At 36.6% G+C, this 14729-nt stretch carries 16 protein-coding genes; 11 read left to right on the forward strand and 5 right to left on the reverse strand.

All coding sequences use genetic code 11. From position 1 onward, the window contains the following. Position 1 precedes the first annotated feature (1 nt). Both CSP5_RS02100 and CSP5_RS02105 read right to left on the reverse strand, forming a co-directional pair. Positions 2 to 817 carry a hypothetical protein gene (locus CSP5_RS02100; protein ID WP_021789094.1) on the reverse strand — a complete coding sequence of 272 codons (816 nt, stop codon included), beginning with the start codon at positions 815 to 817 and terminating at the stop codon, positions 2 to 4. Then, positions 817 to 1911 (reverse strand): hypothetical protein, encoded by a 1095-nt coding sequence (locus CSP5_RS02105; RefSeq protein WP_077076782.1) that lies wholly within the window; start codon positions 1909 to 1911, stop codon positions 817 to 819. Before CSP5_RS02105 ends, CSP5_RS02100 begins: the two co-directional genes overlap by 1 nt. 188 nt (positions 1912 to 2099) lie before the next feature. On the opposite strand from CSP5_RS02105, the gene CSP5_RS02110 reads away from it, so the two are divergent. Both CSP5_RS02110 and CSP5_RS02115 read left to right on the forward strand, forming a co-directional pair. After that, positions 2100 to 2864 (forward strand): S-methyl-5'-thioadenosine phosphorylase, encoded by a 765-nt coding sequence (locus tag CSP5_RS02110; RefSeq protein ID WP_077075920.1) that lies wholly within the window; start codon positions 2100 to 2102, stop codon positions 2862 to 2864. A gap of 11 nt (positions 2865 to 2875) precedes the next feature. After that, on the forward strand, positions 2876 to 4096 hold the full coding sequence (locus tag CSP5_RS02115) for an MBL fold metallo-hydrolase (RefSeq protein ID WP_148690257.1): 1221 nt from the start codon (positions 2876 to 2878) through the stop codon (positions 4094 to 4096). A gap of 15 nt (positions 4097 to 4111) precedes the next feature. On the opposite strand, the gene CSP5_RS02120 is transcribed toward CSP5_RS02115, so the two are convergent. After that, positions 4112 to 4714 (reverse strand): MarC family protein, encoded by a 603-nt coding sequence (locus CSP5_RS02120; protein ID WP_021789090.1) that lies wholly within the window; start codon positions 4712 to 4714, stop codon positions 4112 to 4114. Positions 4715 to 4838: 124 nt separating this feature from the next. On the opposite strand from CSP5_RS02120, the gene agl3 reads away from it, so the two are divergent. The 7 genes from agl3 to CSP5_RS02155 all read left to right on the forward strand — a co-directional run bounded on the left by agl3 (position 4839) and on the right by CSP5_RS02155 (position 11806). Continuing rightward, complete coding sequence (gene agl3, locus CSP5_RS02125) at positions 4839 to 6008, forward strand: UDP-sulfoquinovose synthase (RefSeq protein WP_021789089.1); 1170 nt, start codon at positions 4839 to 4841, stop codon at positions 6006 to 6008. A 135-nt stretch (positions 6009 to 6143) separates the two neighbouring features. Continuing rightward, positions 6144 to 7601 carry a Kelch repeat-containing protein gene (locus CSP5_RS02130; protein WP_021789088.1) on the forward strand — a complete coding sequence of 486 codons (1458 nt, stop codon included), beginning with the start codon at positions 6144 to 6146 and terminating at the stop codon, positions 7599 to 7601. A gap of 133 nt (positions 7602 to 7734) precedes the next feature. Next, positions 7735 to 8613 (forward strand): hypothetical protein, encoded by an 879-nt coding sequence (locus CSP5_RS02135; protein WP_021789087.1) that lies wholly within the window; start codon positions 7735 to 7737, stop codon positions 8611 to 8613. A 50-nt stretch (positions 8614 to 8663) separates the two neighbouring features. After that, positions 8664 to 9548 (forward strand): hypothetical protein, encoded by an 885-nt coding sequence (locus CSP5_RS02140; RefSeq protein WP_021789086.1) that lies wholly within the window; start codon positions 8664 to 8666, stop codon positions 9546 to 9548. After that, positions 9530 to 10405: an ATP-binding cassette domain-containing protein gene (locus CSP5_RS02145; protein WP_083705193.1), complete on the forward strand. Its 876-nt coding sequence runs from the start codon at positions 9530 to 9532 to the stop codon at positions 10403 to 10405. Before CSP5_RS02140 ends, CSP5_RS02145 begins: the two co-directional genes overlap by 19 nt. A gap of 286 nt (positions 10406 to 10691) precedes the next feature. Beyond that, complete coding sequence (locus CSP5_RS02150; RefSeq protein ID WP_148689559.1) at positions 10692 to 11333, forward strand: hypothetical protein; 642 nt, start codon at positions 10692 to 10694, stop codon at positions 11331 to 11333. Further along, positions 11333 to 11806 (forward strand): hypothetical protein, encoded by a 474-nt coding sequence (locus CSP5_RS02155; RefSeq protein ID WP_021789083.1) that lies wholly within the window; start codon positions 11333 to 11335, stop codon positions 11804 to 11806. Before CSP5_RS02150 ends, CSP5_RS02155 begins: the two co-directional genes overlap by 1 nt. Positions 11807 to 11843: 37 nt before the next feature. On the opposite strand, the gene CSP5_RS02160 is transcribed toward CSP5_RS02155, so the two are convergent. Continuing rightward, complete coding sequence (locus CSP5_RS02160; RefSeq protein WP_021789082.1) at positions 11844 to 12569, reverse strand: sugar phosphate nucleotidyltransferase; 726 nt, start codon at positions 12567 to 12569, stop codon at positions 11844 to 11846. Continuing rightward, positions 12569 to 12952 (reverse strand): hypothetical protein, encoded by a 384-nt coding sequence (locus tag CSP5_RS02165; protein ID WP_021789081.1) that lies wholly within the window; start codon positions 12950 to 12952, stop codon positions 12569 to 12571. The genes CSP5_RS02160 and CSP5_RS02165 overlap by 1 nt, the downstream gene beginning before the upstream one ends. Before the next feature lie 163 nt (positions 12953 to 13115). Here CSP5_RS02165 and CSP5_RS02170 point away from each other — a divergent pair, with 163 nt between their 5' ends. Both CSP5_RS02170 and CSP5_RS02175 read left to right on the forward strand, forming a co-directional pair. After that, positions 13116 to 13967, forward strand: a complete 852-nt coding sequence (locus CSP5_RS02170; protein ID WP_077075923.1) for a proline dehydrogenase family protein — start codon at positions 13116 to 13118, stop codon at positions 13965 to 13967. 55 nt (positions 13968 to 14022) lie between these two features. After that, the gene (locus CSP5_RS02175) at positions 14023 to 14697 is read left to right on the forward strand and encodes a helix-turn-helix domain-containing protein (RefSeq protein ID WP_077075924.1); all 675 of its coding nucleotides are present in this window, start codon (positions 14023 to 14025) and stop codon (positions 14695 to 14697) included. Positions 14698 to 14729 lie beyond the last annotated feature (32 nt).

Here is a 14729-nt window from a genome sequence, read left to right on the forward strand (position 1 = left end):
ATCAGATGGCCCGGAATTTCCTTTTTCCGGCCTCATAAATCTCTCCATCTGCGCCAAGGAGATTTAGGGTTTCATCCAGCTGTCTGGCCTCAACACCATCCTTGGCCAATCTCTGCAAAATTTCATCATAACTTATTCCACCAAATGGATTATTTTCCTTTATTATCTGGAGAACATTATCTTTCAATTTTACAGCAGCATCCGAAAACTGGTAAGATGACATCCCTGCAATTATCTCTTCCAGTGGTCCAGTATTGTAATTTTCATATAATGAATATGCCTTCAAAGAACCCTTTGCCTCATCTTCTGTAAACCCGAGATCCATTAAGTGATTCTGATCTATTTCAGGGGATTTTCTGATCTCCTTTATTGCCAAGAGCCTGTTATTCAGAGACTTAGCTGTTCTCATTTTCCAGTATTCAGTATCAACCTCATTCACCGTTCTGACATATTCTGGATTTATGTTAATGTACATTTTTCCTTCATTAGACCTGAAATAGGATGTTCTTCCCATCAGAACTACAAGATCATTCTCGTTCACAGCATCCACCTGAACCTTTGTGTTCTGGTTGAAATCCTTGGAGAAAAATGTAACATAAAAAGCACCCGTGTGATCCGCCACTGTGAATTTCGTCATATCATTATCCTGGGTCTTCTGCGTTATTTTTCCGCAAATTAGTATTCTCCTTCCATAAGAACCGCCTGGTGTGATGAAATATTCTCTTCTGGCATCGTCTTCACCTTCCACAAAGGTCATGGTTGTATCTCTCAATTCCTTTGCAAATATCCATCTTGCTGGTTCTCTCCTTCTCTCCATCAATTTTGCACCCCTTTTATTTCATTCTTCAGGTAAGAAATATCAGTATTGGTAACGTAACTCACTTCTGAAGATCGCATGGAAAGTCCCATATTATTTATGCGAAGGTTTCCCTTTATTTTTAGTGCATTATGAACCAGGGCAATTTCAACCTTTTCCTTCACTTCTTTCTTCAATGGTGGTCTCTGAGGATTATCCAGGTATTCCCTTGATATGTTTATTATGTTCTTCAGGGCTTCATATCCTGCATTAACCTGCAGATAATCGGTCCCGTCATCTACTGTGAAATAGGCGAATATATCATAGATCAATTTTGCATCGGGGTGGTCTGCACATCTAACATCATCTACTCTCTGATTACATTCACTACATCTAACAACCAGGCCACTCTTTTCTCCCATGTTTATTACAAATCCAGATATTGTAATTCCTCCCACAGCCCCTTTTAGTGTTGAAATATCCTGAATATTATCATTTTCTTTGAGTTCAACGTTCAAATATTCTACCTTGGCCTTATCAGACATGTTCAATCTATAATAGCCGTTGAATTCATCAAGTCTTACACCCTCGATTCTGGCATATTTTCCCTGTTCTAACTTTCTCCCAAACGATGATATTGGAACAGTGCCGGTCTGATCTTTGAGGATGTACTGGAAAACTTCCTTTTTTTCTCCCTCCTTTTCATACTCTCTCTTATTTTCAGAAGTTAGCAATCCCTCAACAGTTATGAATTTGTCCTTCATATCCAGGTCCTTAATTTCATAATATTTGTAAGTTCTCTTTACTTCCAGTATTTCCGTAAGCAATTTGAATTCAGTTCTGGCATCAAAATAAAGTCTTAGTTTATCCTTATAGCTTTTTGTGTAACACTTTGATATCAGATAAACATCGTTATCCCTCACTGTGCCTGGAATAGACCAGGCTGTAAAGGGAATAACTCCAGTCTCATCTCCAACCAGACCGTAGTGATATGTCAGAGGACCCTTATCGTTCTGTATCTCTCTCTTGGACATTGAAAGGATCTTAGCCTTTATCTCTATGTCCACTACCTCTCCTTTTATTTCAGCTATTTTCAATTTTTTTGAGGATTCCATTCCATAATATAATTCTACAGCAGTTATAGTTTTATCGATCATATGCATATTCTGGTTACATCGCTTACGGTAACTGATAAAGCAGAATTTAGTCCGAATAATACTCTAAAATAAATACAGTTTTTATTGTAAATATTTAAAAATAAATTAAATACCATTGTCATATTACTTACAGGAAGTGATTTACAGTGATAGGAATAATCGGGGGCAGTGGCCTCTACAATCTTATAACAATTGAAGAAAGCAAAATGATTGACACTCCATTTGGAATACCATCAGCAGAAATAGAAATTGGTGATTTCAATGGAAAGAAAGTTGCTTTCCTTCCAAGACATGGAAAGAAACACAATATACCACCACATATGGTAAATTATAGGGCAAACATATGGGCCCTTCACAGTATAGGTTGTGATGAAATACTGGGGATTAATGCAGTAGGTTCACTGAAGGAGGAATTAAAGCCAGGTGATGTGGTAATTCCAGATCAGTACATAGATTTTACAAAAAATAGAAAATTAACATTCTATGATGGCCCTGAAGTTATTCACATATCATCGGCAGATCCATTTTGCCCAAGGATCAACAAAGAACTGAGTTCAGTGTCCAAAAAGCATGGAGACACACATGATCAGGGAACTTACGTCGTAATAGAAGGCCCAAGGTTCTCTACCAGAGCGGAATCAAAAATGTTTAGGCAATTTGGAGATATAATTGGAATGACTTTAGTGCCAGAGATTAACCTTGCGGATGAGCTCGGCATGTGTTATTCTTTAATTGCAAACGTTACTGACTATGATGTGTGGTCTGACAAACCCGTAGAGGCATCAGAAGTCATCAAGATCCTTAAGGAAAATGAGGAAAAAACACAGAAAATTATTGCAGATTTTCTGAAAATACATTCGGAACAAAGAACATGCGAGTGTAAAAATAGACTAGAAAATGCGAGGTTATAAATTTGTTAAAAATGAAGTTTTTAGGAGGAGCAGAAGAAGTAGGCAGGTTGGGAATAATAATCAATATGGATGATAAGGTATTTCAGGTAGATTATGGAGTAATCCCAGAAAAACCTCCATTGTTTCCACTGCCACCAGAAAAGATAGACGGACTTTTTGTGACACATTCACATCTGGATCATATAGGTGCATTGCCTATGTACTACCAGAATGATGGTGTGGATATTTTTGCTACAGAAATGACATCTAACACAGCCAGGCCAATGCTTAACGATTCAATCAAAATAACTGCCATAGAGGGCTACGTAGAACGATTCAATCGGGAAGATGTAGAAAAGATGTATACATTTATGAATCAGACAAAATACAACGAAAAGATCGTTCTAGATGAAGTGAATGTTACACCATACTCAGCAGGCCATATACCAGGATCAACAATGTGGAAATTTGAAAATTCTGATGAAGTAATGGTTACTGGCGATCTTTATACAGGAGATTCAAAACTGTTAACTGGGGCCAAACCAAGAAAGGTGAAGAATCTAGTAATTGAGAGTACGTATGCAGGTAAGAACCACGAAGATAGAGAAGAAGTTAGAAAAAGACTAAGAGAAAGAGTATCTGAAATCGTGGAACATGGAGGAAAAGTTATACTGCCTTCATTTGCAATGGGAAGAATGCAGGAGCTAATAATGTCTCTTTCTGACCTGCCATATAAGATAGCCACCGATGGAATGGGCAATCTTATAACAAGTATTTATCTTAATACGCCTGGTTACCTGAGATCAGACAGGGAATTCAGAAAATCCCTGTCAAGTGTGAAGGCAATACGAGGAAAAAGAATGAGGGAAAACATAGATTCAGCAGATGTAATCATTTCCACATCAGGAATGCTTGATGGTGGACCAGCCCTATCCTATATAGAAAAGTATGTACATGACGACAAAAGTGCCATATTTATGACAGGATATCAGGTAGAAGGAACAAATGGGAGGAACCTGATGGAAAAGGGAACACTGAATCTATCTGGAGTTGAAGTAAAGCCTGATATGGCGGTTGAATTCTTTGATATGTCTGCACATGCAGGTCATGATGAGCTAATATCTTTCATAAAGGGATGCCAGCCAGAGAATGTAATTCTTTGTCACGGAGATCGGAGAGAGGCTATCGTGGATGATCTTGGAAATTACAATGTGGTACTGCCATACAATGGGAAGGAATTTACCTTAAACTAAAATTTTTAATTTTTATCATCCTATAAGGGCTGCTGCGGCGGTGAGCATAAACTGTATGGCAAAAGCCGCAACAAACAGTCCAAAAATCCTTGTTATGGCCTTCATAGATTTATCACCCAATGCTTTTGATATGGGAGTAGCAAAGGAAAATAGAATCAGAACAACAACAAATATAATGATCACTGAAATAATAGTATAACCCATGGAAATGTAACTCTTCCTGGCGAGTATTATGACTAGGGAAATTGCACCAGGACCTGCCAGTAAGGGAGTCGCGAATGGAACAATTCCAAGATCTGGGTTCTTGAAGGTCTTACCCGTTGATTTTGGTCGATCACCTTCTCTTACCATTTCAATTCCCATTATCAGTAATATAATTCCGCCTGCAATCTCTATGGCGTTAATTGAAATCCCCATCAAGGATAGAACATAATAACCGGCTACGGTAAAAAATACAAGTATCAGACTCCCATAAATGAAAGCATCCTTGGCAGCAGTCCTTTTTTCGATCTCAGAATAATCTGATGTCATGGTCAGAAAAAGAGCCATAGTCCCAAAGGGATCTACAACTATGAAAAGAGGAAAAAAGACATCTATAAAGGTTGCTCCCAGAGACATGTACACATATTGTATTTAAATATAATACTTTTTCATAAATATTCAGTCTTATCAATTTATCACTTTTAATCCAGCTCAAATCAAGTGGAATATCTTATAACGAGGATTAGCTTTCCCTAAAATAATGAAAGTCGCAATACTTGGAATTGACGGATACATAGGATGGCCGCTGGCTCTTAGACTTTTAAGTAGGGGACATGAAGTTGTGGGTGTCGACTCACTCTACACAAGGAAGAGAGTGGCAGAGGTAAATTCCGATTCAGTGACACCAATACTATCAATGGAAGATAGGATCAAGGCATTAGAAGAAAACGGACTTGGAAGAATCAAGTTTTATAAGGGAGATGTAAACGATCCAGATTTTCTCTACAGAGTTGTCAAAGAGACAAAACCTGATACGTTCGTACATCTTGCAGAGCAGAGATCTGCACCATATTCCATGATAGGTCTGTCGCAGGCAAGAGAAACATTGATGCAGAACATGGGAGGAACGCTTAATCTTGTTTATGCAATGAAGGATATTGTACCGAAAGCTCATTTGCTTAAGCTTGGTACCATGGGAGAATATGGAACACCAAATATTGATATTCCGGAAGGATTCTTCAATGTCAAATATAATGGGAGAGAAGATTATTTGCCATTTCCTAAATTTGCTGGCTCATGGTATCACTGGAGCAAGGTCCATGATACAAACAACCTCATGTTTGCTAACAGGGTGTGGAAACTTAAGATAACCGATGTGATGCAGGGTGTAGTATACGGAACACAGACATCAGAGATTAATAAGTACAATCTATACACAAGATTTGATATTGATGAAGTTTGGGGAACTGCACTGAACAGGTTCTGCACCCAGGCTGTACTGGGTTATGCTCTCACGGCTTACGGAAAGGGAAATCAGAGAAGAGGATTTCTGTCACTGGAGGATAGCATTAAATGTCTGACCCTTGGAATTGAGAAAGAACCAGAGGAAGGTGAGTACAGGGTGTATAATCAGTTTGATGAGCATTATTCTATAAACGAATTGACAGAACTTGTCGCAAAAAGAGCAAAGGCTCTATTCAACAGGGATGTTGAAATAAAACATTATCCGAATCCCAGGGTGGAAAAGGAAGATCACTACTATAATCCGGAGCACAAAAAACTGAAGGAGCTAGGGTATAAACCTAGTAGGAATCTTCCGGAGGATATTGAATCCATACTGAAGGATGTTTATAAATTCAGGGAAAAGGCGGAAAATCTAAGGAGTGTAATTGAACCAAAGACAGTATGGGAGAAGAGCAAGGGAAACTAATTATCACTTTACTTTAACAACTCTAATCAACGGGTTTTCACACAGTTACAAAACATAACTGGCGAAATGTGCCCTAAACCTCTACGCTATTCATTAAATGCAATCTTTATTAATGATTTCAATATTACTTTTTTAATGAATTCTAGTGGAAAGAGTAATGGAATTATGAAATTCGTAGTTATCGCGATTTCACTACTTACAGTTATGGTATTCGCATTTACCTTTTCTGGCACACCTTCAATAAGCAACGGAAAGGCCATCACAGTTACACCGAGTGTGGTACAAAATAGTACTGTGTTTAAGTACCAGTGGATGAATGATACATCTTCAATCGCGCCTCAGCCGGTAAGCAACTCTACGATGGCATGTTTTACTCCTAACAGTGAGGTAGTAATGTTTGGTGGAATGACCATGGTCAATGAGACTATTGTAAATGGCAAATCAACATCTTATATGCTTGTTAAGAAAACAGTTAACACAACATGGATATATAACTCTAAACAGTGGACTAAACTAACTACTTCCAGCAGTATCCCTGGCCTTGAAGGTTCAACAATGAATTTCTATCCAAGGGGTGACGACATCGTGCTGTTTGGAGGAGAAAACATTACTTCCGGTGGAAAAATGGTTTTAACAAGCCAAACATGGATATTCACAGGGTTTGCCTGGACACCCCTTAAGGGCCTTGTTGTTGCGCCTTCAGCTAGAGCGTTTGCATCATCAGCATATTCCAGTAGCATAAGTTCAATCGTCCTATTTGGAGGAAACACAAGTTCAGGGTTGTCAAACAGCACGTGGACTTTCAAGGACAACTCGTGGAAGAGAGTTACCACAACAGGACAGATACCGGCAATGGAAGGAGCAGCAATGGAATCTCTTCCAAATGGTAACATACTTCTTTATGGAGGGTTCAATGGAACCTATTCCGATTCAACATGGTTGCTTAATGTTACAACAATGCACTGGAAAAACCTGAATTTAAATAATAACCCTGGAAAACTTGCATTTTCAAATCTGAAATATTTTTCCTTCAACAACTTCCTTCTGCTATATGGTGGTGTAAATTCTAAAGGCGTTGCGACAAACAGTAGCTGGATGTTTTCACCGGTTTCAATGTCATGGAAAAATATGAACATAAATTCCCCATCTCCTGCATATGGACAGAGCATGTCTGTCCTTGAAGCAAATGATACAATTGTGCTTTACGGAGGACTTAGTACGAACAACAATGAATACATAAATTACACATATCAGTTCCAGAATAATACTTACAACTGGGTAGAGTTCCAGGAGTCTGGACTTCCTGGTAACTCAACGTGGGGCATTACTCTTAATTCAAAAACGGTCAAAACCACATCAAACGAAGTTGAATTCCTTCTGATGGCTGGCACATATGGATACACAACTATTGCTCCCAGCGGATATACAGGTCAATCCGGTAACATCACCATGTATGCATCTTTCATAACACAAAGTATATCATTCAGTAAAATCCCAAGCTTCTTTTATTACACCTACGGACTCATAGCAGGTATAGTAATTGTGATTCTCGCATACATAGGCAGCATGGTTTATAGAAAGATATTAAAATAAAATTATAAGCTAAAACCTATATTAAATTTTTATTCAAAACACATTTTTTTAGGTTGATAGTTGAACATATCAAAATAGCGGACTTAATTGATATTAGAAATGTATATATATATGTAATCGTTATATAATACTCATGAAACAAATTAGGATTCTTCTTGTAACATTTTTGATTTTATTTTTAATGGTGGCAATAGGATTTGGACTATCGCTCTATAATCAAAGTAATATAGAGGGATCGAAGGAAAATATAGATTCATTTACCACTGCAAATTCAGATTGCAGTGCCTCAGTCAAATATTTGTGTAGCAAGGAAACAAGAATAAATAATAATGGCAATTGCCTACAAACGTATATAACAGGTTTTTTGGTTACCTATGGTTCTAATCAGTTTATAGCCTATATTGTTGAAAATCAGTATTCTGCCAGCATTACCAGATCTTGTGAATTAGCAGGGGGATTAAATACAAATGCAATTTGTCCTCAATGGACAGGGCACGTGTGTATGGAATACGCCGCCTACTGCGATAAACCTAAGAGTCCAAGTAATCCACCGTCATCATGGCCCTTTAATCCTAACTCGATTTCTCAATATGCATCCCCTAATAATCAAATCTTGTGGGGAGAAACTACAGAAGTAACCGTTACATATGGAATTAAAGCAGGTGCAACGGATGAAGGTATTGGAATTACAGGCACCTACTCATATGCTAGTTCTTACTCCCAATACGAATTTTGTATAGAGCCATTAATTTTGGAACACAATGAAGTAGAGTGGCAATACTCAGATAATCAGGGACTACATTCAACACCCCACTCATCCACCACATATCTATTAACCATGATCAATGTCCCGGATAGCAGTATCTATCAACATATATATTTGAAGTCATATGGAGAGTTTAGATCAATTTCCTGCACTGTATCTGGTGCATGTGGATATGAACACTCATCTCCAACTTCACAAATGACAGTATGTACCGGAGGCGGGTTTAACTTTGACATAGAAAGTTAGAAGAAGAAAATATAATATAAAAATAATGATATGAGCTTAGGGAGTTGATTATGAATAAAAAAAGAGCAATATTCATCGCAATCATCGTATTCTTATTATTGGCATTGGGTATATTTTATTATACTGGCGCCCATAAAAAAACTGATATAGTAATTCTTATCACTCCAGCTAAAGCCAATGTAACTCAAGGGAGCAACCTAACATTCACTATTATATCTACTGGCGGAGGTTTAAAATATTTTTCAAGAGGGCCTGGATGCTGTAAGGATAATAATGCTTACTTAACCCTGAAATATTTGGGGCCCTCCAAAAACGCACAATGTTATAGATCTGGGGTTCCAGGTAACTTTAATACTACTACATGTTTCAACCTAAAATCAAAGGTACCATTCAATATTTCATACAACTATCCAGACACAACAACTGAATGGAATGTTACCTATCCACATACTCAGCCACTTGAAAATTTTAGTCTAGGCCTGGCGCCAGTAGGGTATTATAAACTTTGTTATCCTAATTTAATTCTTTGTACCTACAATGTATATGGAATTCCATGTATGTTTAAAGGAGAAAGTAGAGTTGAATATTCAACAGAACTAATAAAAGTTAATGGAATTGATATGAAATTAAACGAAACTCTCAACTCTATTGACAATGGAACAATTTCATCACGTTTAAACATAATAAATAATACTCCTAAAAACCTCAACTTAGATTCATTAAATTATACTTTTTTTGCTAAAGTATCCGAAGATAATAACGGAACCTATACTAATTATAAATTAGAGAAAAGGACTTTACATTTAAATTTTCCAACTAACGAAACGATCAATTTCAACAAATTATTCATTTCTCAAGGGTCCAATGGTAAAGTTATTGTTTTTAGTTTTTCAATAAATATTTTCAATCAAACACTATGGGGGTTGATTTCCTGACGAATGAAAATATCAATAAGATATCGTTGGAATGCGACAATGTAACCAAGAGTTATGGAGTTTTTAAAAAAACCATTGCAATTCGTAATCTGGGCATAAAGGAGCTAGGTGGAACCTGTGTTTCCTTGGTTGGTCCAAATGGTGCAGGAAAATCAACTATTTTAAAGGTATTATCAGGATCCATAAGGAAATATGACGGTAAGGTTACTGTTAGGGGAAGTGTGGGTTACTGCCCTGAAATCTCTGTTAATTTCGATTTCATGAGTGCTGAGGAAAACCTTTCTTATTTTTACCCACATAATATTGAGCGAATTAAGTATATACTGACTAGACTAAATCTGAATACAGGAAAAAAACCAATATCCTCATTTTCAAAAGGAATGAAAAGAAAGCTAGATCTGGCAAGGAGCCTAATTCTTGGTTCTGAAATAATACTTATGGATGAACCCTTTGATGGATTAGATGCAGAGAGTTCAAAAGAACTATCGAAAATCATCGAAGATCTAAAAATAGAAGGCAAGTTAATTCTTATAACAAGCCATGATTTACACAAAGTTGAAAATGTATCAGATAAAATATTGTTCATGAAAGATGGAACCATATTCCAAAAATTAATCCTCAAGCATCTAAATTTATACAGAATAGACTTTACAGAAAATTCTGATGTAATAAGAAAGAAACTAACAGATTTGAATATAAAAATAGTTGGTGAGACTGAGTTAAGTTTTATAATTCAGGTCGATGAGGGGTTAGAAATTTGTAAATTAATCACGAAGATTCTTGGTGATGATTGCAAGATAGTTGGCTTTTCAAGGGAATCTCTTGAAAGTATTTACATGAGGGAGCTCTGTGGGTAAACATTATTCTGCATTTATTTCCGAATACAGAAGGAATTTCCGTCAGTTTTATAGAGGCTACACTTGGGTCTTACTTATTTTAATTGTCATAGCTTTTAGTATTTTTTTCACGCAGCCCTCATACAATTTGATGTTTGCGGGTATAAACTCTCCTATCCCATTATCCTATTTCTATTTAAATTTCTATGCCAATGTATCTTCAGGGGGGATAATCTTTATTTGGTTTATTGTTTCATCTCTTGTCGTTTCAGAAGATTCGGAACTTGGAAGATTAGAGATGCTACGGGTGAATAAGATTCCAGTTAACACAGTATTGATTTCAAAAATAGCATGGCTAATAACTTTCTCGTTCTTCGTCATTATTGTTTTAGATATAATATTTTCACTATTTCTTTTCACAAAATATACTACCTTTCGATTTAGATATCTGGGTCCGATGTTTTCTGTGATGGCACTTTACCTACTGGTATTCATCTTAAGTTCGCTTGAGGGTGTATTTATTTCCAGCATATTTTCTAAAAGGTATTATGCCATTTTTGCTGCCATATTAATGTACCTCTCGCTCGGTTTTGTTTCAGATTATTTTCATTCACTTTATTTGAATATAAGCAGTCTGAACCCGAAAAATGAGATGACCACAAACATTAATGGATTCCTCATCGTTTCAAAGAATTTTTCATTTTTTGACAAATTTGTATTCTTATTTTACCCTGAAAATTCATACTACTACATCTCAAAGGTGCTTAATGTATTTTCAATCAACGTTGCCACTGACAACTCAATCGCAAATGGGAAATATGCATCCATAAACATTCCATTATTATTCTATGGGCAGGAGTACTACTTCATCGTAATATTATCTTTGATTATTCTAATCTTATTATCACTCATATTTTTAATAAACTGGATAAAACCGAGGTTGAAGTAATGAAAATAAATGATAGAAAATTGAGAATTTTAGTAATATTAGTTGCTATAATGGCTATTGCTTCTTTTGGCTATTATGTTGCAGTTCTTCCGCGATCTAATCCCGATTCGCAGACAAAGTTAAAAACAGGTTCAGGAAATGTATATCTTTTGCGAACTGAAATTAATGTAAGGGAACATTCAAACGGAACGGACGTACGTAGCTTTGAAATCCCACAGAACGCCTCATTCTTGTATGTTTGTGGATATTCAGATAATGCATCAATATGTTTATTCGTGGGCCCCATGAATACTAAATATGATAATTATACGACCTTGACCTGCATAAACGATAACAACCAGATCAGTACACTTAGAAAACCTATAAGTAACGAACCCCATGGATTATATTGTGTGGGGTATACCTCAATATCCGGTTCTGGGGAAGTACACATAATAATATTTTACAACAACAATCCCTATATCTTCGAGTAGTTCAAGATATAAATTTTTCAAAAATTCTTTTATATTGCTAACTTTTTTCTGTATTATTATTTATAAATGACCTCTCAAGTACCTTAAAATATTCCTCCTTTCTGCCTATACTAATCCATTCGCTCCTATCTATAATATTATATGAGACTCTGTTGCCCGCCTTTATGTAATTGTTTATGGAGTCTGTTAGTTCGATGGTATGTTGATCCAGAAAGTGAACAAAATCATTTTTGAAAAAATAAAGGGCCGCTATGGCGAAATTTGATTTTGGATGCTGTGGTTTTTCCACCACCTCTACGACAGTCTTATTTACCTCGTCCAGAACTGCGTTTCCATACTTCTCAGGATGATCTACCCTGAAAACGTTAAGGTTAGTACTCTTAGATTTGCAGATCTTTTCGTAATAGGATGATGTAGAAATCACACCATCACCTGCATTAAGGACAAAATCAGAGCTTCCAGCAGCCTGAGAAGCAATATATACAGCGTTTCCGAATCCTCTCTTTTCCTCCTGAAAAACTATCTCAAAGTTTTCGAAATTTGATTCCACATACAGTCTGCTCATTCGATCCGCAGGATCAAGTACAATTATTATCTTTTCACAACCATACTCCCGCAGCCTCCGGTAAACAACATCAATTACTGGTCTGAGAACTAGCCTATTATCGATCTTATCGTAAATTGGCAGCAATTCCTTTCTGAATTTTCCATCAAGCCCTGATCTGGTGCCAAGCCCTGCTGCTGTGATTATGCCAGTTACCATTATTCTTGTATTGTCATCCTGTTAAAATTACTTTTTATCCAGAATACTATGTAGGCTGCAGGAAATACGTAGAAACCAGTAATCATTGTTATGTCAGCAATTTCAAGATACACTGAGGAATAAAAATTTGAAAGTCCGTTTAGATGTGCCGAATTAGAAGAAATAAGAAAAGAAATGATTGCAAGAATGACTCCAATGAACTGGAATCTGCTCCCATCAAAATAAAGTAGCAAAATACCGTATGTAACCAAAATAATTATGGCAAATATGGTCAGTCCAGTGAGGCTGTCCGGTACAAGATTACCTAACCTTAGGGCAACAGAGCCAATTAAGAGGCTTAGGGCCGATAAAAGAACAAGAGTTGAGTAAATCTTTCTGTGCATGAGGCAGCATTGAGAGATTGGTTTAAAGATTTTTAACCGTACAGTTATTTCAGTAATAATAGAGAAAGACAGGTAAACCAAAATAATAACAAAAATGGCTAATAGCGGTTTTAAAAGATTGAAAAGGGATAATAACATCTTTGCCATTTTGTTAGTGATCTTAATGCTTAATGGGTTCATGGAAAAATTACTGGCGGGAAAATGGATTGCTGGGCCATCTGTTGAAGATGCCATATCTAGGGGGGAAAGATTCAGGAAAATTGGGATAGGTGCTATATTTAACTATCTGGGGGAAGCACTTACAGATCCAAAAGATATAGAAGAAGCAACAGGTATTTATCTCAATATTCTTGATAAGATAGAGGATGGAGACCAGCAGTTCCAGATATCCATAAAGCCCACTCAAATTGGTCTGTCTGTTAGTTTAGATGCTGCAAAGAAAAATCTGGAGAGAATAGTAAGCAAGGCTAATGAGAAAAAGATTTTCACATGGATAGACATGGAAGAATCTGAACTGGTAGATAAAACAATAGAACTTTATAGGAGCCAGATTTCCACCGGTAACGTTGGTTTGTGTGTTCAGTCATATCTTCGGAGAACAAAGAATGACGTAGAAGAACTTTCCAAAGAGGGTGGAATATTCAGACTGGTTAAAGGAGCTTATACGGAAGACGAAAAGGTAGCATTCAAGACCAAAGATGAGATCAATAAAAATTATGAAGATATTCTTACATTCATGTTTGAAAACACTAAAATGTTTATGGTTGCAAGTCACGATGAACTTATGATAGAGAAAGCCGTGAAATTAAGTGAGGAACATAAAAAAGAGGTTTGGTATGGAATGCTCAATGGGATAAGAAACCAGTATCTTATAGATCTACAGAAGAGAGGAAAAAAGACTTTTTCATATATCCCCTTCGGACAAAAGTGGATTCAATACTCAGTACGAAGAATGCAGGAGGCTGGCCATATAAGTCTTCTAATGAAATCCATGCTTCATGGTCAAAAAGTTTAGACTATTGTCTAATATCAATTCGACAAATATAAATAAAATAAAATCATAAGACGTTGTGAACGTAGAAGAAAAGATAGCAGGGGAAATCGTTCTGTCAGAGACTCCAAACGAAACTCTCAAGAAATGGAGGGAAGAGTTTTCCATATCCAAAAGCGAACTGGCAAGGGAGATGAATGTAAGCCTCTCTATGATAAGTGATTATGAAACAGGCAGGAGGCAGTCACCGGGTGTAAACACAATTAGAAAATTTGTTTCTGCAATGGTAAGAATAGAGACAAAGCACGGAGGTACAATATTGAGAAGATACAGATCAGGTGTACCATATGAAGCGCTAATCGACATCAGAGACTATGACAGAGATATAAATCTAAAAACAATTGTGAATAAAATAAAGGGTGTTTCAGTATCTGAAGCACCAATGGACAGGTACGTGAGGGGATATACAATAGTCAATGGAGTGAAGGCAATACTTTCATTTTCTTACAGTGAATACAGTCTTCTCTATGGATGGTCCAGCCAGAGGGTAATATTTTTTACCGATGTGAAGATGGGACGAAGTCCCATGATCGCCATCAGAGTGCACCCATTGAAGCCTGCAGCAGTAGTGTACGTTAAGGCTGATCGTGTTGATGAACTGGCGATTAAACTTTCGGAAGTTGAAAATATTCCTCTGATAACAACAGAAATGGACACGGACGAAATCTCCAGATTAATATCAAATATAAAGTAGTTTTATAGTTGAATATATTGAGTCTAATAAGC

This window comes from Cuniculiplasma divulgatum, from assembly GCF_900083515.1.
GTDB lineage: Archaea > Thermoplasmatota > Thermoplasmata > Thermoplasmatales > Thermoplasmataceae > Cuniculiplasma > Cuniculiplasma divulgatum.

Bases quoted from the DNA above. Each gene is read 5' to 3' on its own strand.
- CSP5_RS02165 (WP_021789081.1), bottom strand. From the start codon at position 12,952: ATGCACAGAAAGATTTACTCAACTCTTGTTCTTTTATCGGCCCTAAGC.
- agl3 (WP_021789089.1), top strand. From the start codon at position 4,839: ATGAAAGTCGCAATACTTGGAATTGACGGATACATAGGATGGCCGCTG.
- CSP5_RS02160 (WP_021789082.1), bottom strand. From the start codon at position 12,569: ATGGTAACTGGCATAATCACAGCAGCAGGGCTTGGCACCAGATCAGGG.
- CSP5_RS02155 (WP_021789083.1), top strand. From the start codon at position 11,333: ATGAAAATAAATGATAGAAAATTGAGAATTTTAGTAATATTAGTTGCT.
- CSP5_RS02170 (WP_077075923.1), top strand. From the start codon at position 13,116: ATGCTTAATGGGTTCATGGAAAAATTACTGGCGGGAAAATGGATTGCT.
- CSP5_RS02115 (WP_148690257.1), top strand. From the start codon at position 2,876: ATGAAGTTTTTAGGAGGAGCAGAAGAAGTAGGCAGGTTGGGAATAATA.
- CSP5_RS02105 (WP_077076782.1), bottom strand. From the start codon at position 1,911: ATGGAATCCTCAAAAAAATTGAAAATAGCTGAAATAAAAGGAGAGGTA.
- CSP5_RS02145 (WP_083705193.1), top strand. From the start codon at position 9,530: ATGGGGGTTGATTTCCTGACGAATGAAAATATCAATAAGATATCGTTG.
- CSP5_RS02100 (WP_021789094.1), bottom strand. From the start codon at position 817: ATGGAGAGAAGGAGAGAACCAGCAAGATGGATATTTGCAAAGGAATTG.
- CSP5_RS02120 (WP_021789090.1), bottom strand. From the start codon at position 4,714: ATGTCTCTGGGAGCAACCTTTATAGATGTCTTTTTTCCTCTTTTCATA.
- CSP5_RS02130 (WP_021789088.1), top strand. From the start codon at position 6,144: ATGAATTCTAGTGGAAAGAGTAATGGAATTATGAAATTCGTAGTTATC.
- CSP5_RS02140 (WP_021789086.1), top strand. From the start codon at position 8,664: ATGAATAAAAAAAGAGCAATATTCATCGCAATCATCGTATTCTTATTA.
- CSP5_RS02135 (WP_021789087.1), top strand. From the start codon at position 7,735: ATGAAACAAATTAGGATTCTTCTTGTAACATTTTTGATTTTATTTTTA.